General features: G+C 65.6%; 20 protein-coding genes. 5 read left to right on the top strand and 15 right to left on the bottom strand.

From position 1 onward, the window contains the following. Positions 1-134: 134 nt before the first annotated feature. Positions 135-1,265, top strand: coding sequence for a glycosyltransferase family 4 protein (locus tag PSN43_RS01390; protein ID WP_272698923.1), 1,131 nt, complete (start codon positions 135-137; stop codon positions 1,263-1,265). On the opposite strand, the gene PSN43_RS01385 is transcribed toward PSN43_RS01390, so the two are convergent. The 9 genes from PSN43_RS01385 to PSN43_RS01345 all read right to left on the bottom strand — a co-directional run bounded on the left by PSN43_RS01385 (position 1,262) and on the right by PSN43_RS01345 (position 10,573). Continuing rightward, complete coding sequence (locus PSN43_RS01385) at positions 1,262-2,320, bottom strand: glycosyltransferase (RefSeq protein WP_272698922.1); 1,059 nt, start codon at positions 2,318-2,320, stop codon at positions 1,262-1,264. The two genes, PSN43_RS01390 and PSN43_RS01385, sit on opposite strands and share 4 nt — an antisense overlap. A 13-nt stretch (positions 2,321-2,333) precedes the next feature. Further along, entirely contained in the window at positions 2,334-3,485 is a 1,152-nt protein-coding gene (locus PSN43_RS01380; protein ID WP_272698921.1) for a class I SAM-dependent methyltransferase, read from the bottom strand. Positions 3,486-3,487: 2 nt separating this feature from the next. Continuing rightward, positions 3,488-4,801, bottom strand: coding sequence for a radical SAM protein (locus PSN43_RS01375; RefSeq protein ID WP_272698920.1), 1,314 nt, complete (start codon positions 4,799-4,801; stop codon positions 3,488-3,490). A 22-nt stretch (positions 4,802-4,823) separates the two neighbouring features. Further along, entirely contained in the window at positions 4,824-5,888 is a 1,065-nt protein-coding gene (locus PSN43_RS01370; protein WP_272698919.1) for an ATP-grasp domain-containing protein, read from the bottom strand. Continuing rightward, positions 5,875-6,576 (bottom strand): metallophosphoesterase family protein, encoded by a 702-nt coding sequence (locus PSN43_RS01365; RefSeq protein ID WP_272698918.1) that lies wholly within the window; start codon positions 6,574-6,576, stop codon positions 5,875-5,877. Before PSN43_RS01365 ends, PSN43_RS01370 begins: the two co-directional genes overlap by 14 nt. Positions 6,577-6,597: 21 nt before the next feature. After that, the gene (locus PSN43_RS01360) at positions 6,598-7,428 is read right to left on the bottom strand and encodes a hypothetical protein (RefSeq protein ID WP_272698917.1); all 831 of its coding nucleotides are present in this window, start codon (positions 7,426-7,428) and stop codon (positions 6,598-6,600) included. Further along, positions 7,425-8,195, bottom strand: a complete 771-nt coding sequence (locus PSN43_RS01355; RefSeq protein ID WP_272698916.1) for a cytidylyltransferase domain-containing protein — start codon at positions 8,193-8,195, stop codon at positions 7,425-7,427. The genes PSN43_RS01360 and PSN43_RS01355 overlap by 4 nt, the downstream gene beginning before the upstream one ends. A 288-nt stretch (positions 8,196-8,483) precedes the next feature. Then, positions 8,484-9,590, bottom strand: a complete 1,107-nt coding sequence (locus PSN43_RS01350) for a hypothetical protein (protein WP_272698915.1) — start codon at positions 9,588-9,590, stop codon at positions 8,484-8,486. 23 nt (positions 9,591-9,613) lie between these two features. Continuing rightward, a complete protein-coding gene (locus tag PSN43_RS01345) occupies positions 9,614-10,573 on the bottom strand; it encodes an NAD-dependent epimerase/dehydratase family protein (RefSeq protein WP_272698914.1) in 960 nt (319 codons plus the stop codon). 219 nt (positions 10,574-10,792) lie between these two features. On the opposite strand from PSN43_RS01345, the gene PSN43_RS01340 reads away from it, so the two are divergent. The 3 genes from PSN43_RS01340 to PSN43_RS01330 are packed head-to-tail and all read left to right on the top strand — an operon-like array spanning position 10,793 to position 14,120. Continuing rightward, a complete protein-coding gene (locus PSN43_RS01340; RefSeq protein WP_272698913.1) occupies positions 10,793-11,905 on the top strand; it encodes a DegT/DnrJ/EryC1/StrS family aminotransferase in 1,113 nt (370 codons plus the stop codon). An 11-nt stretch (positions 11,906-11,916) separates the two neighbouring features. Further along, complete coding sequence (locus PSN43_RS01335) at positions 11,917-12,696, top strand: class I SAM-dependent methyltransferase (RefSeq protein ID WP_272698912.1); 780 nt, start codon at positions 11,917-11,919, stop codon at positions 12,694-12,696. A gap of 23 nt (positions 12,697-12,719) precedes the next feature. Beyond that, complete coding sequence (locus tag PSN43_RS01330; protein ID WP_272698911.1) at positions 12,720-14,120, top strand: hypothetical protein; 1,401 nt, start codon at positions 12,720-12,722, stop codon at positions 14,118-14,120. A 109-nt stretch (positions 14,121-14,229) separates the two neighbouring features. Here PSN43_RS01330 and PSN43_RS01325 read toward each other — a convergent pair whose 3' ends face one another. The 5 genes from PSN43_RS01325 to PSN43_RS01305 form a co-directional block, all read right to left on the bottom strand. Continuing rightward, the gene (locus PSN43_RS01325; RefSeq protein ID WP_272698910.1) at positions 14,230-14,955 is read right to left on the bottom strand and encodes a polysaccharide deacetylase WbmS family protein; all 726 of its coding nucleotides are present in this window, start codon (positions 14,953-14,955) and stop codon (positions 14,230-14,232) included. Then, positions 14,952-15,749: a glycosyltransferase family 2 protein gene (locus PSN43_RS01320; protein WP_272698909.1), complete on the bottom strand. Its 798-nt coding sequence runs from the start codon at positions 15,747-15,749 to the stop codon at positions 14,952-14,954. Before PSN43_RS01320 ends, PSN43_RS01325 begins: the two co-directional genes overlap by 4 nt. A 28-nt stretch (positions 15,750-15,777) precedes the next feature. Then, the gene (gene wecB, locus PSN43_RS01315; RefSeq protein ID WP_272698908.1) at positions 15,778-16,890 is read right to left on the bottom strand and encodes a non-hydrolyzing UDP-N-acetylglucosamine 2-epimerase; all 1,113 of its coding nucleotides are present in this window, start codon (positions 16,888-16,890) and stop codon (positions 15,778-15,780) included. 109 nt (positions 16,891-16,999) lie between these two features. Next, complete coding sequence (locus tag PSN43_RS01310; RefSeq protein WP_272698907.1) at positions 17,000-18,568, bottom strand: Gfo/Idh/MocA family oxidoreductase; 1,569 nt, start codon at positions 18,566-18,568, stop codon at positions 17,000-17,002. A 156-nt stretch (positions 18,569-18,724) separates the two neighbouring features. After that, positions 18,725-19,753 (bottom strand): elongator complex protein 3, encoded by a 1,029-nt coding sequence (locus PSN43_RS01305; RefSeq protein ID WP_272698906.1) that lies wholly within the window; start codon positions 19,751-19,753, stop codon positions 18,725-18,727. Positions 19,754-19,854: 101 nt separating this feature from the next. Between PSN43_RS01305 and PSN43_RS01300 the strand changes: the two genes are divergently transcribed. Continuing rightward, positions 19,855-21,513: an NAD+ synthase gene (locus PSN43_RS01300; protein WP_272698905.1), complete on the top strand. Its 1,659-nt coding sequence runs from the start codon at positions 19,855-19,857 to the stop codon at positions 21,511-21,513. Here the strand turns inward: PSN43_RS01300 and PSN43_RS01295 are convergent. Then, the gene (locus PSN43_RS01295) at positions 21,510-23,291 is read right to left on the bottom strand and encodes a motility associated factor glycosyltransferase family protein (protein ID WP_272698904.1); all 1,782 of its coding nucleotides are present in this window, start codon (positions 23,289-23,291) and stop codon (positions 21,510-21,512) included. The genes PSN43_RS01300 and PSN43_RS01295 overlap by 4 nt on opposite strands. Positions 23,292-23,381: the final 90 nt, after the last annotated feature.

Genomic DNA, 23,381 nt, shown 5'->3' with positions numbered 1-23,381 from the left:
GCGGAGCCGAAAACGCCTTGAAAAAAAGGACGCGCCGAGAGGGGGTTGCGGCCCGGATTCACCGAAAAAATGTGTTTTGCTCTCGAAATCCATGGGTTATAGAGACAGGATATGCACAGCGCAACGGGGCATCGATGAGGATACTGTCCGTCACCAACGACATAGACAGCGGCGGCGCGGCCAAGAGCCTGTTTTTCCTGGCTCGGGGGCTGGCCCGGCTGGGCCACGAGGTCCGCGTAATCAGCATCTCGGCGCCGTCGCGCACGGGCAGGCGCGTGGCGGAGCTGGCCGAAGCGGGCGTGGCCGTGGATTTCGTGCGCATCCCCTACTATCCCATGTCCCTGGCGGCCTGCCCCATCCCCTTTTGGAAAAACGTGGGCCGCGCCGTGTCCCGGCCCGGCGAGTTCCGCCGCATCCGACGGCTGGCCGACGACTTCTCTCCGGATGTAATCCACTACAACAGCTACACCACCCTGCTGGCCGCCCTGCCCCTCGGAGCACGGCCCGCCGTGCTGCACTGCCGGGAGATGCTCCTGGAGGACGCGCCCCTGCTCCCCCTGACCCGGCCGCTGGTCCGCGCCAGGGTTCGGGAGCTGGTGGCCATCAGCCCGGCCGAGGCTGAGCAGGCCCGCCGCGTCTTCGGCCTGGATGCCAGCGTGATTTTCAACCCGGCCCCCGTGCCCGGCGAACCCGCGCCCATGCCGGACGGAGACGGGCTGGTCTACGGCATGTTCTCCCACGTCTCGCCCACCAAGGGCCACAGACTGTGCATCGAGGCTTGCGGGCTGGCCGCGCCGGAACTGCGCCGGGCCGGAGTGCGTGTGCGCCTGTTCGGCGGACGCATCGGCATCCACGACGCGCTCTACCGCTCGCTGGAACAGTACATCGAAGACGCGGGCATCGACGACGTGGTCAGTTTTCAGGGATTCGCCGTGGACCCGGAGGCGGAGATGCGCGCCGCACACCTGGTGCTCAGGCCCGACCTGACCGGGCATCCGTGGGGGCGCGACGTCATTGAGGCCATGAGCCAGGGACGGCCCGTGCTGGCTGCGGGAGAGAGCGAAGTCTTCATCAAGCCCGGCAAAACCGGGGAACTGGTGAAGCCAGGCGACGCCGAAGCCCTGGCCTCGGCCATGGCGGCCCTGGCAGATCGGGAACGGCTGACGCGCATGGGCGAGAACGCCCACCGTTTCGCGGCCGCCCGCTTCGACCCGGACGAACACGCCCGGCGCGTCCTCGCGGTCCTCGAACGGGCCGCAGGCTAGGCCAACAGTTCCCGGTACAATCCTTCCAGCTTGCCGACCTGTTCGAGCATGTCCACCCGGCCGAAATCGGACAGGGGGGGCTTGGGCGTTTCATGGAGGACGATGTCCACCATCTGCTCCGCGTCGGCCGCATGGTAGCCGAGACCGTGCTCCACGGCCCATCGCCCGGACGTCTCGCAGTTGACCACCACCGGACAGACCCCGCCCAGCAGGTAGTCGAAGAGCTTGTTGGGCAGAGCGTTATTCAGGAAAAGCAACGTGTTCGGGTCCTTGATGTCCATGAAGTTGAACCCGGACAGCCCCCACTGGTAGCGGCTGATCTCGCGCAGCAGCTCCGCATAGGGCAGCTTGGGATGCAGATGAAAGAATTCGTTCTCCCGGTCCAGGGCCAGGTAGGTGCCCAGGTTCTTGGGATTGAAGTCCGCCGGATAGGCGTGGACATGGACCCCGGCCGCAGTCAGCTTCTCGAAAAACGGCAGGTAGTTGCGGTATTCGTAGTGCACGGAGCCCCGGTCGCGCAGGCCGCCCAGGTAGACCAGATGGTTGCCGTCGAGCTTGGGCAGGTGTTCGGCGGGAGCGGCCGTGAGCATGGGGTAGCTCGGCAGGACCAGCACCTTGTCCGAGGCGTACCGTCCGGCGGCCGCCTCGGCCATGCCCCGGCTGACATGGACCACGGCTGCCGTGTCCTCGAAGCAGCGCCGCTCGGTCTCGGCCTCGGCTCCGGCGAGCGTCTGGCGGAGTCCCCGGAAATCGTGGCAGTCGTAGACCACGGGCCTGTCCGTGTTGTCCAGCGCGGCCACGGTGGGCTCATTGGGCTCGTTGTGGCAGTGGACCACGTCGAAATCGTCCCTTTTCCGAATCAGCGCGCCCAGCTCGGCCAGGTCGGCGTAATGCGTCACAGAGGCGCAAATGTCGCGCATGTTCGGCTGGAAGTTCAACCCCTGGCAGAGCAGATGCACACGGTGGCCCCGGTTGGCGAGGGCAAAGGCCTCCTTCTCGGCCCGGATGCAGGGATCGATGTGGACGAAGAGTATGTCGAGGGTGTCGGCGCTCATAAGATTCCCCGGATCAGTTAAGTTGCGGGACGTGCACGGTTACGCCGAAGGGGCGCATCTTTTCGGCCACGGTCTCCCAATAAAGGGGGCTGATGGCCAGGGCCAGATCGGTCACGCCGAGCCCGCCCATGTCTTCCGGCCCGACCACGGGCAGGCCGTCGATATCCCGGCCCCAGGCGTTCCTGTTCTCATCCACGAAGCAGGCGATATCGTCCCCGCACTCCAGGAGCAGGTGAGCCATGGACCCGATGGGCGAGGTTCCGAAGACCGCGGCCCGCCCGCCCGCCGCTTGGGCGGATTCCACGCAGGCGCGCACGGCCTCGATGGTCGCCCGGGCCACCTTCTCGGCTCGGCGAGCGATGGCCGAGTTCTCTTCGAAACGGGAGGGCACGGGCCCTGTCGCGGGCGTCCCCTTGCGAAGGACCAGATAAAACATGACCAGGGCCGTGTCCGCGCCCACCTCCTCGAATCCGGCGTACTCCGCGAGCATACGCGTATGCGGCACGGTCATCTTGTTGACGTGGTCCGCGCAGACAAGGTCGCCGGGCAGCTTCTCGAAATCGGGCAGTTGCAGCAGGAGCAGCCCGCCCGGCTTGAGACGCGCGAGCATCCAGCGCAGGGCGTGCAGCGGATTGTCCAGGTGCTCCAGCACGGACAGGGAGATGACGCAATCGAAGGTCTCGTCCAGGGCCAGGGTGTCATAGGCCTGATTGTGGGCCGACTTGAGGGGCACGCGGCGACACATCTCGTCGAATCCGCCGCCCGGCTCGATGGCGTGCAGCTCCCAGCCGGGCCGGTCGCGGTGCACGCATTCGAGAAACGCCCCGGTGCCGCCGCCCACGTCCAGGACGGTCCCGGCCTCCGGCAGGTCCACCAGACCTTGAAAGGCTTCCCAAGCCTTCTGGTGGGAAGTCTTCACTTCCTTGGAATAGCACATGATCTGCGGCTTGGGTTTCCAGACGGCGTTGTTGTAGACCTCCGCGCCCAGCCCGCGTGTCCCGGCGGCGTTGTAAATGAACCCGCAGTCCCGGCAGCAGCGGTTCTCCAGCCCAAGGCCGTCGATGAAGAACATCTGCGACGTGACGCACCGGCCCCGATAGTCCGGAAACAGGGCGTCGTATCGCCCGGAGCCGCACACAGGACAGGTCTTGGTCGTGTCGGTCACGGCTACTCCCCGGTCCCGGAGGGCGGGAAACTCTTCCAACTGCCCTGCAAGTCCTCGATGTTGTTGTAGATGGACCAGCAACGCATACATCCGTAGTAGGCCCCGTACTCACGCAGGAGTTTGCGCTGCTCGCGCATCTTCTCGCCATTCCAGATGTCCAGGAAGGTATCGTCGTGGACGTTGCCCACCGGGTCGAGGATGCACTGCGGCAGGGACTTGATCTCGCCGTCGGGATTGATGAACAGGGTGTGCCATTGCGTCTCGCAACGGCTGCCCGGGAACTCGCCCGCCGCGTCGGACACGCAGAAATCCAGGTTGGACTCGGTGAAGTCCGGCCGGAAATGGATGCGCGTGCGGTGCGCGAACCGTTCCTCGATCTCCTTGCGCTGCGCAAGCAGGCTGTCCACGTCGATTTTCGAAATATCGATGTACTGGGCGCTGGTCTCCTCCACCGTGGCCCCGCACACGGCCGCGTGATGCGTGTTGTGGGCCTCGACCATGTTCTTGGAGATGTAGTTGAACATGAAGAAGCCGATGAACATCTCCTCGAGAAGCCCGACCTCATCCAGCGATTCGAGCAACGGCACCAATTGGTCGCAGTTCTTGTCGTTGACCGTGAAGTAGCAGCCTATCTGGAGATCGATGCCGCGTTTTTTGCGTTCCTCCACCAGGATCTGCAACCCTTCGATAATCTTGGAGTAGGCTCCCTTGACCCCGCACAGCTCTTCGTGAACAGCCGCCGGCCCGTCCAGGGAAACGCGCAGCGCGTCCACGCCCGCGTCCACCAACTGCCTGGCGTACTTGGGAAGGAGCAGGCCGTTGGTCAGCATGGAGAATTGCAGCCCCTTGCTCTTGGTATACTCGATGAACGGAATCAGGTCCCGATAGAGCAGCGGCTCCATCCACGGGATGCGGATGGTCGGCCTGAACCAGGCTACTTCGTCGATGATTCGTTTGCACAGGTCCAGAGGCAGCTCATGGCGCACCTTGGGGTCGATGACGTTGTGCTTCATCTTGGTGTTCAGATGATCCCACTCCTGACGGCCGTGGTTCAGGTCGCAATAGGAGCACTTGAAGTTGCACACGTTGTTGACGCAAAAATTGATGGTGTGCGGCGGCAGGGCGAACCCGTCGGCTGAGGTGTCGTAATAGTTGGACTGGAGCAGGTGAAGGGCCCGGCTGACCCGATAGGTGGACACGGGGAGGTCCATCAGTCCCGACACGAACTTGGCGTAGGTCCTGCGGGCCTGCCGCCCCTGATCGGTCAGTCCGCCGTCGGTCAGCCATTCACCGGGCTCTGCGTATTTGGGGATCATTGCCTCACTCCTTGGGTTGCGTTCACTTCGACTCGACCAGGCTTTCTTCCAGCCTGCGCAGAATCACGCCGCTCCCGAAGGGGAACCGCGACTCGATGGTTTCGCCGAGAACGTGTTTTCTGATTAACGTGTCCGCTTCATTGAACCCCACCATGGCTCTGAGGGACGTGGTCCCCGAGAACCTGGGGTTGATTTCGAAAAGATGCACCTCGCCGTCCACCAGCCGCAATTGGATGTTGCACGGTCCCTGCGAACCGAGCGCGGCAGCGATTTTCTCGCACGGTCCGCAGACCTCGGGGAAGGGGCCGATGTCCCCCTGGGATATGCCGCTGCTGATGACCAGGGTATCGCCCAGCTCGGCCCGGCCCGTCCGGTTGGGAACCCGCATCCGGCAGCCCAGCGAGGTCCAGGTGTGCCGCCTGAGCGCGATGGAATTGATAAAATTGCCGTCCATGTCCGAAAGCACGCCCACGGTGTATTCCTGGTCGTACCGGCCCACGTATTCCTGGGCGATGAACTCCGCACGGAAGGCGCACAGGTATTCGGCGATGGTCCGCGCCTCCTCCGGGGTCTGGACGATGAAGGTATCCACCGATCCGCCCGCGCCCGTGGACGGTTTGAAGACCATGGGGAAAACCGGCAAGTCGCGCACGTCCGCCGGGCTGGTCACGCGCACGTAGCGCGGCCCCTTGACGCCCAATTCCTCGAGCGTACGGAAGAGTTCGAGCTTGTCCATGCACCGCTCGATCACGGGCCGGGAGTTGATGGGCAGGAAAAGCCCGGCTGCCGCCACCTCCTCGCGCCGCGCGCTGAGAACCTTGAGCTCCGCCTCGGAACCGGGCAGGACCACTTCGGCGCCGTGCCTGCGGCAGGCCGCGAGGAGCGCGTCCAGGTAATCGTCCGCCCCGGCGGGAGGCAGGATGACGCTGTCGTCGCCGCGCGCCGGGCCGGTGCTCAGCCGGGTGATGTCGGCGGCCACCACGCGATAGGGAGTCCCGGCCAGGCGCAAAGCCTTGACCAACTGCTCTCCCAAGCCGCCGCCGCCCGTGCCGGTGACGAGTACGCAGGGACCGCTAGGCTTGCTCATATGGCCTCCATATCTTGCCGATAACGTCTTCGGTCGTGCGTTCGAAGCACTGCGCCACCCTCGGGTGGACCTGTTGCAGCATGGACTCGGGCGGCGTGAAAGGCAACCTGTGGACCTGGGCGTCCATGGTCTCGGGATCAAGGATGGCCAGGGAAAGCAGATCCCCGTAATCCCTTGGCATTCCACAGGAGCCGGGATTGATGATGAGCCGCCCTTGATGGCGGACCACGTAGGGCCGGTGAGTGTGGCCCATGAGCATGATGTCGCCGTCGAAATCGATGTCTGCGGCCTGGTCGGCGTTCACGTAGCGGGTAAACGGTTCCCCCGGCACGCCGTGGGTGCAGAATATCCTGCGTCCCCCGATCTCCACCGTCTTCTCCAGGCCGTTGGCCTTGACCATGTCGCCCCATCCCTTGGGCAACTCGTCCCAGGTTTTCGGCAGGCGGACTATGTCCACGGCCCACTCGGGCATATGATCCAGGCCCAGGAGCATGGCCTCGTGATTGCCCATGAGGCAATCCGCTCCGGACCGTTCCAGTTTCTCGCAGGTCTCCCGATTGTAGGGACAATAGCCTATGGCGTCGCCCAGAAACAGGAGGCGGTCCACTCCCTGCCTCTTGAGAAACGACAGGACCAGGTCCAGGCCCGGCCCGTTGCCGTGGGCGTCGCTGATGATTCCTATGCGCACCGCAAATCTCCCGCCGCGCGCCTAGCAGTGCAGCCTGTTCGACGCCGGGCCCGCGGGCCTGGCGCGAAAGGGCTCGTCCCCGGCCGCGGCCAGCTTTTCCAGCAGGATTTCCAAGCGGCTCGCATCGAGGGCCTGGCGTCTGCTCATTTGAAAGAGCGGCAGCCGCGCCAGAATGCCGTCCCCGGCTCCGGGGTCGGCCTGGCAAATAACGGCTTCCGTGGGAGAGGGAACTACCCCGTCGGCGGGTATCATGTCCATCCTGGCCGCGTAGAGCGCCCCGTCGTCCTGGTACAGGCTGTCCAGGTACTGAGAGCCGTGGGCCAACCCCTTGACCTTGGCCCGGTTCCAGAGCTCCGGGCAAACACGCTCCAGGGGCGCGACGCGGAGAGTGCCGTAACGCGGCTGGCGGATGGCCCCGTCGCAGTGGAAGCGGCTGTCCGCCACCCGGATGTTCCACAAGGGATGGGACAGGGAGGAAAAACGGATGGCCGAGACCACCAGGGGGGACGGCACGGGACGCACGCTCTCGCAGAACTGGGCGAGCCGGTCCGCGAAGATGGCCCCCTGGGCGGGCCGGATGACGACAACCTCGTTGTCCCCGTCCCCCGCCGCTCCGGCGATGGCCGTCAGCTCGGCCCGGGTGCGCTCGGCCGAGGTCATGCGCAGCTCGGGCACTCCCGGAGGCAGACTCGCGGGCAACTCCTGGGTACGCAGCACGCCGCCCAGCCGCACGCCGGGGCAATGCTCCAGGCAACGCAGGGTGTCTTTCAGGAGATGGCGCAGGATCACGGGCGAGCCGACAAGCTGCTGCTCCCTGATGTCGTAATATCCGAAAGAAATGAATGCCCTCACAATGCCACCCCGAAATCATAGAGGTTGTTGGCCGTGATGTACTCGGCCAGGGCGAAATCCTCCGGCGTGTCGATGTCCACCAGCTCCACGGGGTCGTCGATAAGCGCGTAATGAAACCAGCGCATCTGGGAGGAAAGCAGCTTCATGCCCAGGAAGCCCGCCAACAGCTTGAAGTTGACGTTGCCCCGCTCGCAGCGGATTTCCTCAGGGGACAGCAGCACGCCGTCCCGGGCGCGCACCCGCTCCAGCTCCATGTTGGGCAGGAACGCGGTGGCGCAATATCCCGCGCGGGAAAGGGCGTCCACATACCGGGCCATCTTGGCCGCGTTGCGGAAGGGCGAGGTGGGATACATCTCGATGGTCGCGTCCAGGGGATACCCCTCGCTCAGCAGGAACCGCTCGGCGTAGAACAGGGCGAAACCCGGCGACACGTCGTCGGCGCTCAGCTCGGCGGGCCGCAGGAACGGGACCTCGGCCCCGAGCTTCTCGGCGATGTCCGCTATCTCGCGGCTGTCCGTGTTGACGATGACCCGGTCCACGGGCATCGCGCGGGCCACGGCGATGGTATAGGCGATGAGCGGCAGGCCGCTGAGTTCGCGGATATTCTTGTTTTCGATGCGCGTGGACCCGGAACGGGCGGGGATGTGCACCACGGTCCGGTCCCTGGGCCCTTCCACCATGTCGGTGAAGTGCTCGATGTCGATGCCGGAGTAGCCAAAATAGGTCTCCGCTATCTCACGCTTCTGCCGGTTAACCTGTTCGCTCATGCTTCGTGCCGCCTCGTCTTTCCCGCCGCGCACGGCGTCCGGCCGTCGGGATTCGATGCTTCGTTAAATATTTTGCCGCCTTGCGAGCCACTCGGCAGCAATAATTCAAGCAAGTTGCGTGCCACCCTCCCAGGGCCGAACCGGAGCCCCGGAGAAACTGTTCATACAGTGAATGATCGTCTGCAACTCCAGCGGGTTGCGCCTTGACCGCCGGATCGGGCCGCCCGGACCGCGCCGGACGATTTTTCCGCCCCCGTGTCCAAGGGCGCGTCGAAAACCCGGCGGGGATCAGCCCCGCTCCACGATCCAGCTCGACCCGTCCCTATACGCGGTCGAAAAACCGGTTTCCGCCACCCGCGCCTCCAAAGCAGCCGGCACGGTCCCCTTGCCCGTGTGTCCGAGGAGCAGCTTGCCGCCCTCGGGGATGTGCGGGGCCAACCGCTCGAACTCATCGGCCACAAACGGCTCTGCGCATGGGCGGTGCAACAGGCAGGCGAAATGTATATCCCCCAGGCCGTCCAGCCTCTGCTCGATGAATTCCCCGCTTGTGCCGAGGAAATAGTCCACGTGCGGATATGCCCGGCACACGGACCGCGCGGCCCGAAGCGACCCCTCGTCCAGGTTGACCGTGGTGAAGGCGTCCTCGCCGGAGAGGACCTCGGCCATGGCCAGGGTGGAATAATTGCCGCCGCCCACCGTGAAAATGCTGCCGAACTCAAGCACGGTCAGCCTGCCGAAGCGCTGTTTCAGGCCGAGAACGGTGTTGTGCAGCCGCGCCCGGAGCCCGGCGTTGCACAGGGGAGCCGCGGCCAACGGGGTATCGTTGAAGAATTCCAGCACGTGCCCGTTGCCGTACTCGGCCAGGTACACGCCGTCCACCGCGGCCGGGTCCAAGTCGGCATATCCCAGGATACGTCCCCGGTCGGCCTGGTCCCGCAGGTAGGAGTTCCACAGGGACAGCGTCCAGGACGGGTCCAGGTGCGCCGCCAGGACCTCGGCCTCCCCGGCCAGGGGCAGGTTGAAGAAATTCATCAGCGCGGCCTGGGAGGCGCGGGTGGTGGCCACGGCCAAGCGGCCCCCGCGCAGTTCCCGCAGGTCCAGCGGGGGAGCCACCGGATCGTAACTCACGGTCCTGGGCAGGACTGCTTCGGGCAGGGCCGAGACGATCTTGTCGGCATAGGCCGAGGCTATTATCAGAAGATCGAGGCCGTCGGGCAGCTCGTCAGGACCGAAGACGGGATGGTCCCCGAGCCTTCCGCGTTTGAATGTGTCGGCATAGCCGAGCACGGTCACGTCGGGACGACGCTCATTGAGGGTGTATTCGAGCAGTCGGCCCCGGCCTCCGGCCCCGTAGATGACGACCCGTGCCCCCTGGGGCAGCGCGGCGACGAGCATGGCTTTCCCTCCGTCCGGCGGCGTCAGCAGTCCGGGTTCGCCCGGTAGAACTCGGCGGTGCGCAGAATGCCCTCTTCGAGGTCGACCTTGGCCTCGAAGCCGAGCAGTTCCCTGGCCTTGTCCACGCACGGCACGCGCAGTTCGATGTCCGCGCTGCGGGCCTCGCCGTAGACCACTTCGGACTTGGAACCCAGAACCCGGGTCACGGTGTTGGCCAGGCCGTAGATGGTCTGCACGCTGCGGATATTGCCGATGTTGAACGCTTCGCCGACGGCTTCGTCCTTTTCCAGACAGAGCAGGGTACCGTCGAGCATGTCGTCCACGAAGCACCAGGCGCGGATCTGGGTGCCGTCGCCGAAGATGGTGATGGGCTCATTCTTGAGCGCCTTGTTGATGAAGATTTTCATGGCTCCCTCGCCTACCTGGCCGGGGCCGTAGATGTTGAACGGCCGGACAACGGTGGCGGGCAGCCCCTGCTCGCGATGGAAGGCCGAGGCCAGATGCTCTTCCGCCAGCTTGCTGACCGCGTAGGTCCAGCGGGCCTGGCCAGCCGCGCCGATGACCGTGCGGTCGGTCTCGCGGGAAACAAAGGCCAGGGAGCCCATGACCTCGCTGGTGGAGAAGCAGACGATGCGTTTGCACCGGCCGCTTTCGGCCGCGGCGCGCAGGGTGTTGAGCGAGCCGACCATGTTCACTTCAAGCGTCTTGACCGTGTTGCGGACCACGGTGAAGATACCCGCGATGCCCGCGCAGTGGATGACATAGTCGGCATCCGAGACAGCCTTGGTCAATTCTTTGACGTCCAGTATGTCTCCCTGCACCAGGTTCAGGTTGGGATGGTCGGCAAAGGCGCATGACTTGAGCGAATTGCGGGACAAATTGTCGAAAATGGTGACCTTGTTGTCCGCCACCAGCCGCCCGGCCAGCCGGGAGCCGATGAAACCCGCGCCGCCGGTGATGCAGATGTGTTGACCCTGGATCATTGATTCACTTCCTTAATGAATGAACATTGAAACGTATCCGGATGCCAAGCATGATCCATGCCAACAAGCCGGAATCCGGCCCGAATCTTGCTGTACCTTCCGGGCGGGGCAAGGAAGCGACGCGCGTCGCCCGCTCCTTCGGCCCGGCCGGAAGCCCTCCCGTCTCGGGGAGGCATCCGCTTGAATGAATTGCAACTTGGGGATACCGTCCAAAGCACCATGCGTAAACAGGAAACCCTGATGCGGCTTATCCGCCCGTATATCGCCTTCGCCGACGTGGAGGCCGACATCCGCGCCGTGTTCGACTCGGGCATGTTCACCCGGGGAACGAACGTGGCAACATTTGCCGGGGACCTGGCCCGCTACACCGGGGCCGCCCACGCCTTTCCCACCACATCGGCCACAACCGCCCTTTCCTTGACCCTGGCCGCGCTGAAAATCGGACCGGGCCACGAAGTGGCCGTCTCGGACTACTCCTTCCCTGCCACGGCCAACGTGGTCGAGACGGCCGGAGCCACGCCGGTTTTCTGCGACGTGGACCCGGAAACCTGGAACATGGACCCGGACCGCCTTGCCGAGCGGCTGACCCCCCGGACCAGGGCCGTGATCTTCGTGGACGGTCTGGGCAATCCCACCGGCCTGCACCGGGTGCGGGAGCTCTGCCGCGAACGCGGCCTGCCGCTCATCGAGGACGCGGCCTGCGCCCTGGGCAGCTCCGAACACGGCGAGCAGTGCGGCCGGGTGTCCGACATGACCTGCTTCAGCTTCCACCCGCGCAAGCTTTTGACCACGGGCGAGGGAGGAGCCGTGACCACCGACGACTCCGGCCTGGCGAAAACCCTGGGACTGCTCCTCAACCACGGCGGCGAGATGGTGGACGGCCGCCCGGACTTCACCGCGCCCGGATTCAACTACCGCATGAGCGAAATCCAGGCTCTCATGGGCCGGGCCCAACTGCCCAGGCTCGACGCCATCATCAAGCGGCGGCAGGCGTTGCGCGACGCCTGCGCCGAGGCCTTCGCCCCCATGGGGTTGCGGCCCCAGGCCATCGGCCCGGACGTGGTCTTCAACGTCCAATCCATGGCCTTCGCCGTGCCCGACGGCATGGACCGGGACGGGCTCATCCGCCACCTGGCCGAACTCAATGTGGAAAGCACCATCGGCACCTACTGCCTGAGCGGAACGAAATTCTATCGGGGAAAATACCGGGACGTGCAGCCCGTCGCCCACCGGCTGCAAGAAACGACCATCACCCTGCCCTGCCACGACGAGGTGGACGCGGACCGGCTCATCGACGCCGTGACTTCCTTCGCCGGAACGAAACAGGGTTAGCGAGGAAAACCATGACCAACGATGACGCCACGGCCCGGAGCGTGGCCCGCTGCCTCCGGGAATTCGCCGACCGTCTCAACCCGCGCGACCAGGCCCTGTTCGAACGGGTCTACACCCCGCCCCTGTCCCGCTACGGCGACCGGCTCAAGGCCATCGGCTTCACCGGGCTGGACCGCGTCCTGGACGCCTGCTGCGGCTTCGGACAGTGGACCTTGCGCCTGGCGGAACTGAACCGCCGGGTGGACGGCTGCGACATCGCCCAGGTGCGCGCGGACATCGTCAACGCCATGGCCGACGACCTGGGCGCGGACAACATCAAGGCCGTGCAGTCGCGGCTCGAATCCTTACCCTTCGAGGCCGACACCTTCGACGGCGTGTTCTGCTACGTCTCCCTGCCCTGCACTCCATGGAAGCAGAGCCTCGCCGAGATATACCGGGTGCTCAAGCCCGGCGGACGGGTCTACTTCACGGCCAACGGGCTGGGCTACTTCATCCAGCAATGGGTGGAGGAGCCGCACAAGACCGTGCACCGCTCACCCCGCTTTTTCACCGCCCTGACCCTGCAAAACACCCTGGAGTACGAGAAGACCGGCAAAGCGCCGGAAATGGGCCAGATCGTCATCGAACAGGATGAAATGCGCAGCCATCTTGAATCCCTCGGCTTCACGGTCACGGCCATGGAGGACGAGGGACGCATAGACCTGTCCGGAGGCGCGCACCCGCCGGTCAGCTTCTTCCCCGGCGAATACCACGGCCTGACCTGCTGCTACGAGGTCGTGGCCACCAAATAAGCCTCCCTCACAGGACCCCCCACATGAGCCAACGCATCCTCATCGGCACGGCGGAAATCGCCCGGAGCACCTACAACCTGACCCTGGGGTTCCGGGAACTGGGCTGTCAGGTGGACAGTCTGGTCTACCATAAGTCCCGTCTTTACGCCGACCTGGACTACACCATGTCCGAGGTCGACTTCTTGGAGGAGACCACCTACCCGGTCAACGAATCCGGCGAGGTGGAGGCCCGCCCGCCGCAGTCCTTCTACGATTTCGTGGAGCCTTACGATATCTTCATCTGTGTATCCGGCACCTCACTGCTCCCCCGGATGACCGACCTGCCCATCCTCAAGAGGCTGGGCAAGACCGTGCTTGCCCGGCACTGCGGGACCGAGGTCCGCGACTACGAGCTGGCCAAGATATTCTGGACCGACTACGACCGGTTCTACCCCTACTACCAAAGCGACGTGGATACCCCGAGGATCGAATGCGCCTCCGAGGCGGACCTGCTCTCCCTGAGCCGTTACCACCCCGCCCTGGCCAACAAGCTGCACAACGTGCGCACCTCCGAACGGTTTGCGGACGCGGTCTTCAGCGGCCCGCCCAGCCACACCCTGGGGCTGCGCCCCTATTTCCAATCCGGCCCGCTCATCGACGTCTCCCACATCCAATGCAAGATACCGGGCCGGACAGTGCCGGTCATCCTGCACGCCCCGTCCAGCACCTTGTACAAGCAGACCGACGCCATCGTGGCCATGCTCGACGAGTTGGCCGACGAAGGACTGCGCTTCGAGCTGCGGATTCTCCAGGAAGTGCCCAACCACGAGGTCTGCCGGGCTATTACCGAGGCGGACATAATCATCGACGAGCTGTCCTGCGGCTCCGGGTTGTTCGCCTTCGAGGGCATGGCCGGAGGATGCGCCGTGCTCGGCGGCCACGACGGGATATCCTCGCCCCTGCCGCGCAACCGGCCGGTGCTGAACATCGACAAGCGCAATTTCAAGAACGCCGTGCGTAAGGTGGTCACGGACGTGCGCTTCCGCACGGACCTGGCCGAGATGGGCCGGGCCTACATCGACGCGGGCTATTCCTCGCCGCCGTCCATCGCCCAGTACATGCTCGACGCCGTCGAACGGGACCGGCAAGGACGGTGCGACCTCTACCCCACACTTTTCACGGACCGGGGGACCATTCCCGAGGGCGAGCCAATGCCCGGCTACCTGCCCAAGCGCAACCTGGAAATCCTGCTCCGTCACGGCGCGCACCCGGACACGGACCTGCACCGTCTGCTGGCTGCCGGGCTGCTGCCCGCCAACGCGGGGGAACGGTTGAACGACATCCCGCGCTGGGACATCTCCCACTTGAAAGAGGAAGGCCCGTGGGTGCTCATGCCCGAGGACGCCGACTTCGGCTCCCCGAGAAAGGTTCCCGTGGTGGAGTAGCTCCTAAAGGACGCGCGACCCGGCCGCAACGGGACGGGCGCACGCGACCTTCCGCCCGCTGAAAGCGGAACAATCGAATCCAGACCGCGAAAACGGCCTTTGTGCGGAGCTAGCCGACCAGTTCGCCCAGCGTCGCGAATCCGTCCTGAATTTCGGGGATGCGCCGGACCGCCTGTTCGAGCCATGTGCCTATGCCCGCGCCGGGGTGGCGCAGAGGCGCGACGATTTCCTCCGTCAGCTCCAGGAGCGGCGGCAATCCGGCCATGGTCGCGCGGAACCAGTCCGGGTCCGGCGTATTCAGGCAGACATGGACGGGATGGATGTCGAGAATCTTGAGCCCGGGCGCGGTCAGGCCGGGCGGGTCGAAGAAGGCCGGGTCGAGCCCGTGGCGCAGGTGCATGTTGTCGCTCCACCAGGTGGCCCCGCGCTTGAGGCCCAGGTGTTCGGCCAGCCCCAGATGCGACTGGCCGGGCATGATCTGCGAACAGTCGTAGCGCAGGCCGTGGCGCAGGAGCACCGGCCGAAGCCCCACATGCCAGAAATAACGGTGTGAACGGGTACCGATGGCTTCAGGATACAGCGACTTGAGCCAGGAGACGACGGATTCCGGGTCCGCGCCCTGGGTAGAATCCGGCAGGAAGTTCGGATGCAGGGCCGTCTCGATCCGATCCAAGCCCCGGAAATCATACGGCCCGGTACAGAAGAACGTGGCTCCGGCCCCGCCTTCCGAGAGAATGTCCAGGCAACGGTCGACCATGAACTGGGGCGCCCAGTCCGTGTCAAAGGTCAGGACCGCCTGCGGTCCGGCCGCCCATCCGTCTGTTCCGCCGCTCATCGGTTTTCCTCCCGCCACCGCCTCGCCTCGAGACAAAGCGACTTGGAGTGCTCCAACAGGGCGTTGAACCTCTCGGAGCCGTGCAGCCCCACCTGGCGGTGGTCGTGGGTCCGGGCCGAGTACAGGGTCTTGGGCACGTGTTTGAAGCGCGCCCCGTTCATGGCGAATCGCAGGTAACACTCATGGTCGTCGGCCATGGCCGTCTCGTCATAGTACCCGAACCGCTCGTGCAGGGAGCGGCGGTACAGGGTGGCCACCCCGCACAGATACCAGTCGCAGAAACAGGTGTCGAAGTCGTAGTCCGGCAACCGGAATTCGCGCTGAACGCGCATGGCGTCGTCCACGATGAACAGGTCCGAGTAGACGAAATCCGCCTCGTCCGCGTCCAACGGCGCGGCCAGGGTGGAAAACATCTGCGGGTGGCAGATGTCGTCCGAGACCACAAAGGCGCAGTATTCGCCCGTGGCCGCCCGAAAGCCCCGGTTATAGGTGGCCGTGGAGCCCCGGTTCTCCGGGTTTTGCAAATACACCACCGTTCGGCCGCGCCCGTACCGCTTGTGCTCTCGCCGCAGGATGGCGTCGGCCTCCGCGTCGTAGCGGACCGCGTGGGAGGTCATGTCCCGGTCCAGGCCGTCCATCCAGTTGCGGATGATATCCCCGGACCCGTCCGTGGAGCAGTCGTCCACGATAATCATCTCCAGGTCTTCGTAATCCTGGAAATAGACCGAGTCCAGACAGGCCTCGACATAGGGGGCGTGGTTGTAGCTGGGAATGACCACCGAAATGCGCTTCATGAAACTTCGCCTCGCGCCTGAACCGGGATCAGCCCCGGCGGAAATGATTGACCAGAATTTCGACCATGCGTTCGGCCGCCCGCCCGTCGCCGTAGGGACGGGCGTCCACGGGAACCGCCCTCTCCCCCCGGGCCAGGGATTCGAGCCACCCAGCCATGGCCTCGCGGTCCGCCCCGGCCAGGGTGTTGGCCCCAAGCTCCACGGTCTCGGGCCACTCGGTCTCCCCGCGCAGGGTCAGGCACGGCCTGCCCAGGAAAAACGCTTCCTTCTGCATACCGCCGCTGTCCGTGACCACGCCCATGGCCTCGGCCTGGAGCCGGACCATGGCCAGGTATGGCAGGGGCGGCGCGACCCGCACACCGTCCGGCGCGGCCAGGCCGAACGACTCCATGGCCCCCCTGGTGCGCGGGTGCAGAACCAGCACCACGGGCGCGGTCCGGGCCATGTCGCCCAGGCCGGCCAGGATGGCCCCCAGCCGCTCGCGCCCGCCGGTGTTGGCCGCGCGGTGCACCGTGGCCAGGAGATACTCACCCGGCGCAAGGCCGGACAAGGGCGCTTCCCCCGCCATGGCCCGCTCCCGGTAGTACAGAATGGAGTCGTACATGACGTCGCCCGCCAGGGACACGCCCCCGGCCAGGGACTCGCGCCGCAGGTTCTCCACGGCGGTTCGCGTGGGACAGAAGAGCAACGTCGAAAGATGATCGGTCAGGACGCGGTTGATCTCCTCCGGCATGGCCTTGTCGAAGCTTCGCAGCCCGGCCTCCACATGGACCACCGGGAGACGCAGCTTGGCCGCGGCCAGCGCACCCGCCAGGGTGGAGTTTGTGTCGCCGTAGACCACCACCGCGTCCGGGCGGCGCTCGGCCAGGACCCGCTCCAGCCCTTCGAGCATACGCGCGGTCTGCGACCCGTGCGGGCCGGAGCCCACGCCGAGATTCACGTCCGGTTCGGCTATCTCCAGCTCGTCGAAAAAGGCCTGGCTCATGGCGTGATCGTAGTGCTGGCCGGTGTGCACCAGGAACTCGGAGATTCCGGGTCCCCGGCCCGCCGCGTTGTGCGCGGCGAACGCGCGGGACAAGGCGGCTCCCTTGATGAACTGGGGGCGGGCCCCCACCACGGTCACGAGCTTGAGCGCGTCCATGCGGTCCGCCTACGCCTTCCGCTCCGGCCGGGCCGCGCGCGCTTCAGCTTTGATGCGGACGCGCCGCGCCTTGAAATCGATGAAGGGAATCATGCCCATTCCCTCCCGGTCACGCCTCGGGGGTTTCGGGAAAGTCGTACCGCTTGCCGCACTCGGGGCAATGGTTGTCCTCAAGCTTCACGCCGCAGTCGCAGACCCATCCGGCGAACCGGGCCGGGTTGCCCCTGACCAGGGCGTGGGCCGGGACCGGCCGCGTGACCACCGCGCCCGCGCCGACCAGGGCGTAGGGACCGATGTCGTTGCCGCAGACGATGACGCAGTTGGCCCCGAGGGTCGCCCCCCTGCCCACGCGGGTGGGCCGGGCCTGGCTCATGCGGCTGATGTCGGCGCGCGGATTAAAGACGTTGGTGAAGACCATGGACGGCCCGCAGAAGACGTTCTCCTCCAGGGTCACGCCCGAGTAGACCGAGACGTTGTTCTGAATCTTGCAGCCGTCGCCGATGCTCACATTGGGCCCCACGCTGACGTTCTGGCCCACGTTGACCTTCCGGCCGATCACCGAGCCGGGCATGATGTGAGAAAAATGCCAGACCCTGGTGCCCGGGCCGAGCCTCACGTTGTCGTCCACCACCGCCGTCTCGTGCACGAAGGGTTCGCTCTCGGGAGCGTCATCGCCGGTCTTCGCGCCCATGCTGACCAGACCGCCGTGGCGATCCAGGGAACGCTGGCTGGCGTTGAGCACCTTGAGCACGCGCAATCCCTCCTGCCCGTCGGTGTTCGGGGTCAGACCGTTCTCCAGGCACTCCAGGAAATGCTCGCACTCGAGCTTGAGGGGCTCGGAGTCCGACAGCTTCACCGGGAATCCGTTGGCCTTGTGGGGAATCGGGGTGTTGTTCTCCCAGCGCACCTCGTGGGGATAGAGAACCAGCTTCTCGGGCCACGGCTTGGTGTCGTCGAACACGGCCATCTTCTTCTCGCCGACCACGACGAGCTTTTGCTCCTTGAAGGGGTGCAGCCAGGAGACGAATATGTGCGCCTTGAGGCCCGAGGGAAATTCCAGGTGGGTGGTGGTCACGTCCGCGATGTGCTCATGCAGGTAGTTGGCTCCCACGGCCATGACCGACTCGGGCTCCTCGCCCGCCAGGGAGAGGATCATGGAGATGTCGTGGGGGGCGAAGGACCAGAGGATGTTCTCCTCGCGCCGGATCTTGCCCAGGTTGAGGCGATGGGAGCAGATATAATTGATCCGCCCCAGGTCGCCCGCCGCGGCCAGGGCCTTGATGGCCAGAAACGCCGGGTGGTATTGCAGCAGGTGGCCGACCATCAGCACCCGGTTGCGGCTCTCGGCCAGATGGATCAGCTCCCGGGCGTGGTCCTCGTTCAGAACCAGCGGTTTCTCCACATAGACGTGCCGGCCGGCCAAAAGCGCCGCCTTGGCCTGCTTGTAGTGCATCTCGGCCGGGGTGGCGATGACCACGCCGTTTACATCTTCGCGGGCCAGGCCCTCGGCCAGGTCCGTACAGGTCTCCACTCCCGGATACTGCTTGCGGAACGCAGCCAGGGTGACCTCGTTGTTGTCGCAGATGCAGGCGAGCGCGCCCAGGGCATGGAAATTGCGGATGAGGTTCTTACCCCAGTAACCGGCGCCGACGACCAGGACCTTCTGTGAATTTGACATCTGACTCCCCACTTCAGCGTGTGGCTGCACCTTTGCCCCCAAGGGCAAATTTTACCTGTTTTCCCGATGTATTGAGCGCTCCGCTTCGTTGGGAAGCCAAAACGGCCGCAATCGATTGTTCAGCGAGTAACCGATTCCCGGCGAAGTTTGCAACACTCATGCCAGGGAAAAATACTCCGTATCGGCGAAACGCACAGCCGTCCGGGGCAGCCCCAGGGCGGCATAGGCCGGGGCCAGCTCGTTGGCCTGGCCGAAGAACTCGCCCTGGTAGCGGCGGGGCGCGACCAGGGATGAAGGCGCGCGGCCCAGGGCGGCGGCCTTTTCCCGGATGATCCCGAGGAGAGCCAGGGAGCGGGCAGACTGGCCCAGGGCCGGGTGCCACGGTCCGGCCAGAAAGGATTCCGCCAAAGTTCCCTCCGGCGCGAGGCCGAGACGGATGACCCGCACGCCGCGCCCCCACAGGACCGGCAGCGCCGAGGCCAGTTCGGCCTTGGCCCGGTCCACGGTCCAGGGGACATAGCCGCCCCGCCGCCAGACCTCGGCCAGGGCCGTGCCCTCGATGACCAGGCAGGGATAGAGGCGGGCGGTCTCGGGCCGAAACGCGGCGGCCTCCCGAACATCCTGCTGAAAGAGTCCCTCGCGGTCGCCGGGCAGGCCGGGCAGAAGCTGCACGCCGAGAGCCAGCCCGCTCTCCGCGACCCGCTCGCACCCGCGCCGGGCCGCGTCGCCGTCATAGCCCCGGCCGGAGGCGGCAAGCGCCGCGTCGTCAAAGGACTGAATGCCCAGCTCCACCAGGTCGAGCCCCAGGGCGCGGCAGCGGTCGAGAACGTCGGGAGCCGTGCAGTCGGGCCGGGTGGAGCAGCGCACGCGGGTAATCAGGCCGCGTTCCCTGTACCGGGCGGCCAGGGCGAGAAAGGTTTCCGGCCACGGCGCGGGCAGGGCCGTGAAGGTCCCGCCGTAGAAGGCGAGTTCGTAGGGACCGCGTCCGGCGGCCAGAGCCGCGTCCAGGTCGCGATCGAGCTCGGACAGGACCCGGGACAGGGCCGCGCCGTCCCGGCCGGTCTGGCGGTCCTGGGCGCAGAACAGGCAGCGGTGCGGGCAGCCCGCAAAGGGCAGGAACACGGGCCAGACCCGCGTGGACGCGGGCGCGGGCTCGGGGTGGGCGAAGACAAGCGGCTCAGGCATGGCCGCACCGTACACCACAACCGTCCGGCAGACCACTGGTTACCCGCGCTCCCGGCCGGTAAACGGTTGCCCGGAGTCCGGCTTTGGCGTATCACGGCCCCATGAAAATAGGCGTCCTGCAACTCAATCCCATTGTCGGCGACATCGACGGCAACGCCGTCAAAATCCTGGCCGCAGCGCGAAGCGCGAAGGACCTCGGCGCGGAAATCTGCCTGACCTCGGAACTGGCCCTGACCGGCTATCCGCCGCGCGACCTTCTGCTCTACGGAGGATTCGTGGACCGCGCCCGCGAACGGGCCGACAAGCTGGCCGCGGAGCTGCGGGACTGCCCCCCCCTGCTCCTCGGATCGGTGGAGCGCAACCGCACGGGCCAGGGCAAGCCAGTCTTCAACTGCGCCCTGTGGTGCGAAGGCGGCACGATCAGGCAGACGGTTCGCAAGACCCTCCTGCCCACCTACGACGTATTCGACGAGGCGCGCTATTTCGAGCCCGCGCCAGCAGGAGACCCGGAGGCCAATCTCATCCGGCACAACGGCCTGACCCTGGCCGTGACCATCTGCGAGGACGCCTGGAACGACAAGGACTACTGGGACGCCCGCACCTACGCCCGCGACCCCCTTGAGGAAGCGGCCGCAGGCGCGCCCGACGTCATCCTCAACCTGTCCGCCTCGCCCCTTTTCCTGGGCAAGCAGCAGCTCCGCGAGGACATGCTCGGCGCGGTGGCCCGCAAATACGCCGTGCCCCTGATCTACGCCAACCAGACGGGCGGCGACGACGACCTGGTCTTCGACGGCCGGTCCTGCGCCTTCGCCCCGGACGGCGCGCTCCTGGCCCGGGCCGCCGGATTCGAGGAGGACGTGCTCCTCGTGGACACCGCCGATCCGTCGGCCAACACCGTTTCTAAAGACGATTTCCGCCGCGAGGCCGAGACCTGGCGCGCCCTGGTCATGGGCACCCGCGACTATGTGCGCAAGAGCTGCTTCTCCACCGCCCTGGTGGGGCTTTCCGGCGGCATCGACTCGGCCGTGACCGCAGTGGTCGCCGCCGAAGCCCTGGGCGCGGAAAACGTGACCTGCGTGCTCATGCCCTCGCCCTATTCAAGCCGGGGCTCCATCGACGACTCGCTGGAACTGGCGAAAAATCTCGGGGTGAAGACCCTGACCCTGCCCATCGAGCCCATCATGCGGGCGTTCGACGAGACCCTGGCCGGACCGTTCGCGGGGTATGGGGAGGACACGACCGAAGAGAACATCCAGTCGCGAATCCGGGGCAACCTGCTCATGGCCCTGTCCAACAAGTTCCGCGCCCTGCTCCTGACCACGGGCAACAAGTCCGAACTGGCCGTGGGATACTGCACCATTTACGGAGACATGTCCGGCGGATTCGCGGTCATCTCCGACGTGGACAAGACCGGGGTATTCAACCTGGCCAGATGGTACAACGCCGAGGTGGCCCCGCACATCCCCGGTGCGATCATCACCAAGCCGCCGTCCGCCGAGCTCAAGCCGGACCAGAAGGACCAGGACTCCCTGCCCGACTACGCGGTGCTGGACGGCATCCTGGCCCTGCACGTCGAACACCAGAAGTCCCGTCGGGAGATCATCGCCGAAGGCTATGACGAGGAAACGGTGAACAAGGTCCTCAACCTGGTGCGGATCGCCGAGTTCAAACGCCGCCAGGCCGCGCCCGGCATAAAACTCACCCCGCGCTCCTTCGGCACGGGCTGGCGTATGCCGCTGGCCTGCCGCCGCGACCTTTAGACTGATTCGAGAGCCTGCCGCAACAGGCCGAGGAACTCGCCGCTCATGGCGAAGACATTGCGGAAGTAGAGACGCAGCCCCTTGCGCCGGTCCGCCTCGTCCCCCTCGAAAACCAACCGGTAGAACAGATCGTTCCGAAACCCGTCGCGGCGTTCCGTCAGATAGGTGACGTTGTTGGCGTCCAGTTGGTCGAGGATGGCCATGCCCTTGGCCGTCATGGCCGGGCTGTCGTCGGCCAGCAAGGCCCGGGCGGCTTCCCGCACGCTGGACCACAGCCTGATCTCGCCGCGCAGCCAGCGGACCGCGCCCTCGCGGTCCACACGGGGCGGCTCCACCCGGAAGAAATCCTTCATGGACGGCGGCGCGCCCTGCGGCTCCGGCTCCTCCTCGTACTCGATGCCCTCGCCATAGAGGATGCTCGCCTTTGAGGTGTTCACGCAACGCACTCCTGACACCCGGATTTCCTCGGTCAGCCACAAGGCGGCGTCCAGGAAGTTCAGGGTGGTGTAGAGCCGTTCCCCGAAGGGCGTGTCCACGGGCACGAGTTGGGGAAATTCTCCGGTCAGCGGCCGCCCGCCCGCCTCGACCTCGTCTTTCAGCGTTCCCTTGGAATAGCCCAGGCCCCAGGGATTATCCGAGGCCAGTTGAGCCCCGATGAACACGCAACGCGCGCAGCCGAGATGCCTCGCCAGGGAAAAGGCCGTGGATATGACCGAGCCGTGCAGGCGCAAGTCATCCCGAGGGCCGAAGAGTTGCGGCAGAAACGAGCCGAACAGGTATTTCCGGCGGAACCTGTCGCCGCCCAGGTCGGAAAGGCTGTGGCCCACCAGAATGGTCTCGGGCAGCTTCGGGATGTGCCTGAAGACCTGTCCCGAGGCGATGGAGGTATCGTTGATGACGACGAAATGCGGCTTGATACCGGCCTCGACCAACGGCTTGACCGCGTTGTTCACGCAGATGATCGCGGCCCGGTCCCGGACGCGCCGGAGATAGTCGAACCGGGCGGGCAGGTCCGGCCCCGCGGCCACCAGGACCGCATCGACCCCGCATAGCCCCTTGCGCAGCGCAGAGATGGACGACGCGCTCAGATAATCGGGCACGTTTTCATAGATATGAACCTGCTGGTCGTACAAAAGCCCCCGATGAATGTTCCTCAGGGGGCGGGAACGGGACAGGGACTGGCCGGACAGGCCGTAAATGGCGTGGCGGTAGTGGAGGGTTTCCAGATATTCGACGACCCGGCGCGCCCAGTCGCCGTAAAGCTCGCGGACCCGCTCCGTCAGGAAGAAGGCCGGAACGCCCATGCGGAACATGTCGCCGGGCAACAATTCATGGAGAGGCGGATTGAAGGAACGCGGATCGCCGGTGAAACAAAAAAGATTGGGCCGGTTCAGTCCGGCCAGCTTAAACCGTTCCAGGAATTGGATGAGCACGCGCTCGTCCGGCTCGAAGATGACCACCACGGCGCCCCTGAAGGCCAGCGCCATGCGCAGCTCGGAAGAATCGGCCGCCCCGAGCAGAACAACCAGACGGGTGGCCTTGACGGCCGACTCCATGGTCGTGTCCGGCGGCAGGGGGGCGAAGGCCTCCCTCGAACGGTCGCCGAACGGGCGGCGGAAGGCGGGATTCTCGAAACGGCACAACTGGACATGATCCGAAAAACGGTGCGGGCCGGGATCGGCATGACCGGAACCAGCCGGAGGCACCTGCTCCCCTCGGCACAGGATGCCCAACTCCACCAGGGCGGCTATCTTGCTGTTCTCCATAGGTTCGGTCATGGTTTCACCACTGTGGAATTTGGCCCCGGCCCATGTTTTTGTCAAGGCGACCGGGCTTCTCCGGCTTCTCGACGCACGCAAGACTTTTTT

It is taken from the genome of Desulfovibrio sp. Fe33 (assembly GCF_028532725.1).
In the GTDB taxonomy this organism is placed as follows: domain Bacteria; phylum Desulfobacterota; class Desulfovibrionia; order Desulfovibrionales; family Desulfovibrionaceae; genus Pseudodesulfovibrio.
The sequence above is the reverse complement of the archived record's forward strand: the minus strand, read 5'-3'. Positions and strand labels throughout refer to the sequence as shown.

Coding starts and splice junctions, on each gene's coding strand:
- PSN43_RS01390 (WP_272698923.1), top strand. CDS start 135: ATGAGGATACTGTCCGTCACCAACGACATAGACAGCGGCGGCGCGGCC.
- PSN43_RS01385 (WP_272698922.1), bottom strand. CDS start 2,320: ATGAGCGCCGACACCCTCGACATACTCTTCGTCCACATCGATCCCTGC.
- PSN43_RS01375 (WP_272698920.1), bottom strand. CDS start 4,801: ATGATCCCCAAATACGCAGAGCCCGGTGAATGGCTGACCGACGGCGGA.
- PSN43_RS01370 (WP_272698919.1), bottom strand. CDS start 5,888: ATGAGCAAGCCTAGCGGTCCCTGCGTACTCGTCACCGGCACGGGCGGC.
- PSN43_RS01355 (WP_272698916.1), bottom strand. CDS start 8,195: ATGAGCGAACAGGTTAACCGGCAGAAGCGTGAGATAGCGGAGACCTAT.
- PSN43_RS01350 (WP_272698915.1), bottom strand. CDS start 9,590: ATGCTCGTCGCCGCGCTGCCCCAGGGGGCACGGGTCGTCATCTACGGG.
- PSN43_RS01345 (WP_272698914.1), bottom strand. CDS start 10,573: ATGATCCAGGGTCAACACATCTGCATCACCGGCGGCGCGGGTTTCATC.
- PSN43_RS01340 (WP_272698913.1), top strand. CDS start 10,793: ATGCGTAAACAGGAAACCCTGATGCGGCTTATCCGCCCGTATATCGCC.
- PSN43_RS01335 (WP_272698912.1), top strand. CDS start 11,917: ATGACCAACGATGACGCCACGGCCCGGAGCGTGGCCCGCTGCCTCCGG.
- PSN43_RS01330 (WP_272698911.1), top strand. CDS start 12,720: ATGAGCCAACGCATCCTCATCGGCACGGCGGAAATCGCCCGGAGCACC.
- PSN43_RS01325 (WP_272698910.1), bottom strand. CDS start 14,955: ATGAGCGGCGGAACAGACGGATGGGCGGCCGGACCGCAGGCGGTCCTG.
- PSN43_RS01320 (WP_272698909.1), bottom strand. CDS start 15,749: ATGAAGCGCATTTCGGTGGTCATTCCCAGCTACAACCACGCCCCCTAT.
- wecB (WP_272698908.1), bottom strand. CDS start 16,890: ATGGACGCGCTCAAGCTCGTGACCGTGGTGGGGGCCCGCCCCCAGTTC.
- PSN43_RS01310 (WP_272698907.1), bottom strand. CDS start 18,568: ATGTCAAATTCACAGAAGGTCCTGGTCGTCGGCGCCGGTTACTGGGGT.
- PSN43_RS01305 (WP_272698906.1), bottom strand. CDS start 19,753: ATGCCTGAGCCGCTTGTCTTCGCCCACCCCGAGCCCGCGCCCGCGTCC.
- PSN43_RS01300 (WP_272698905.1), top strand. CDS start 19,855: ATGAAAATAGGCGTCCTGCAACTCAATCCCATTGTCGGCGACATCGAC.
- PSN43_RS01295 (WP_272698904.1), bottom strand. CDS start 23,291: ATGACCGAACCTATGGAGAACAGCAAGATAGCCGCCCTGGTGGAGTTG.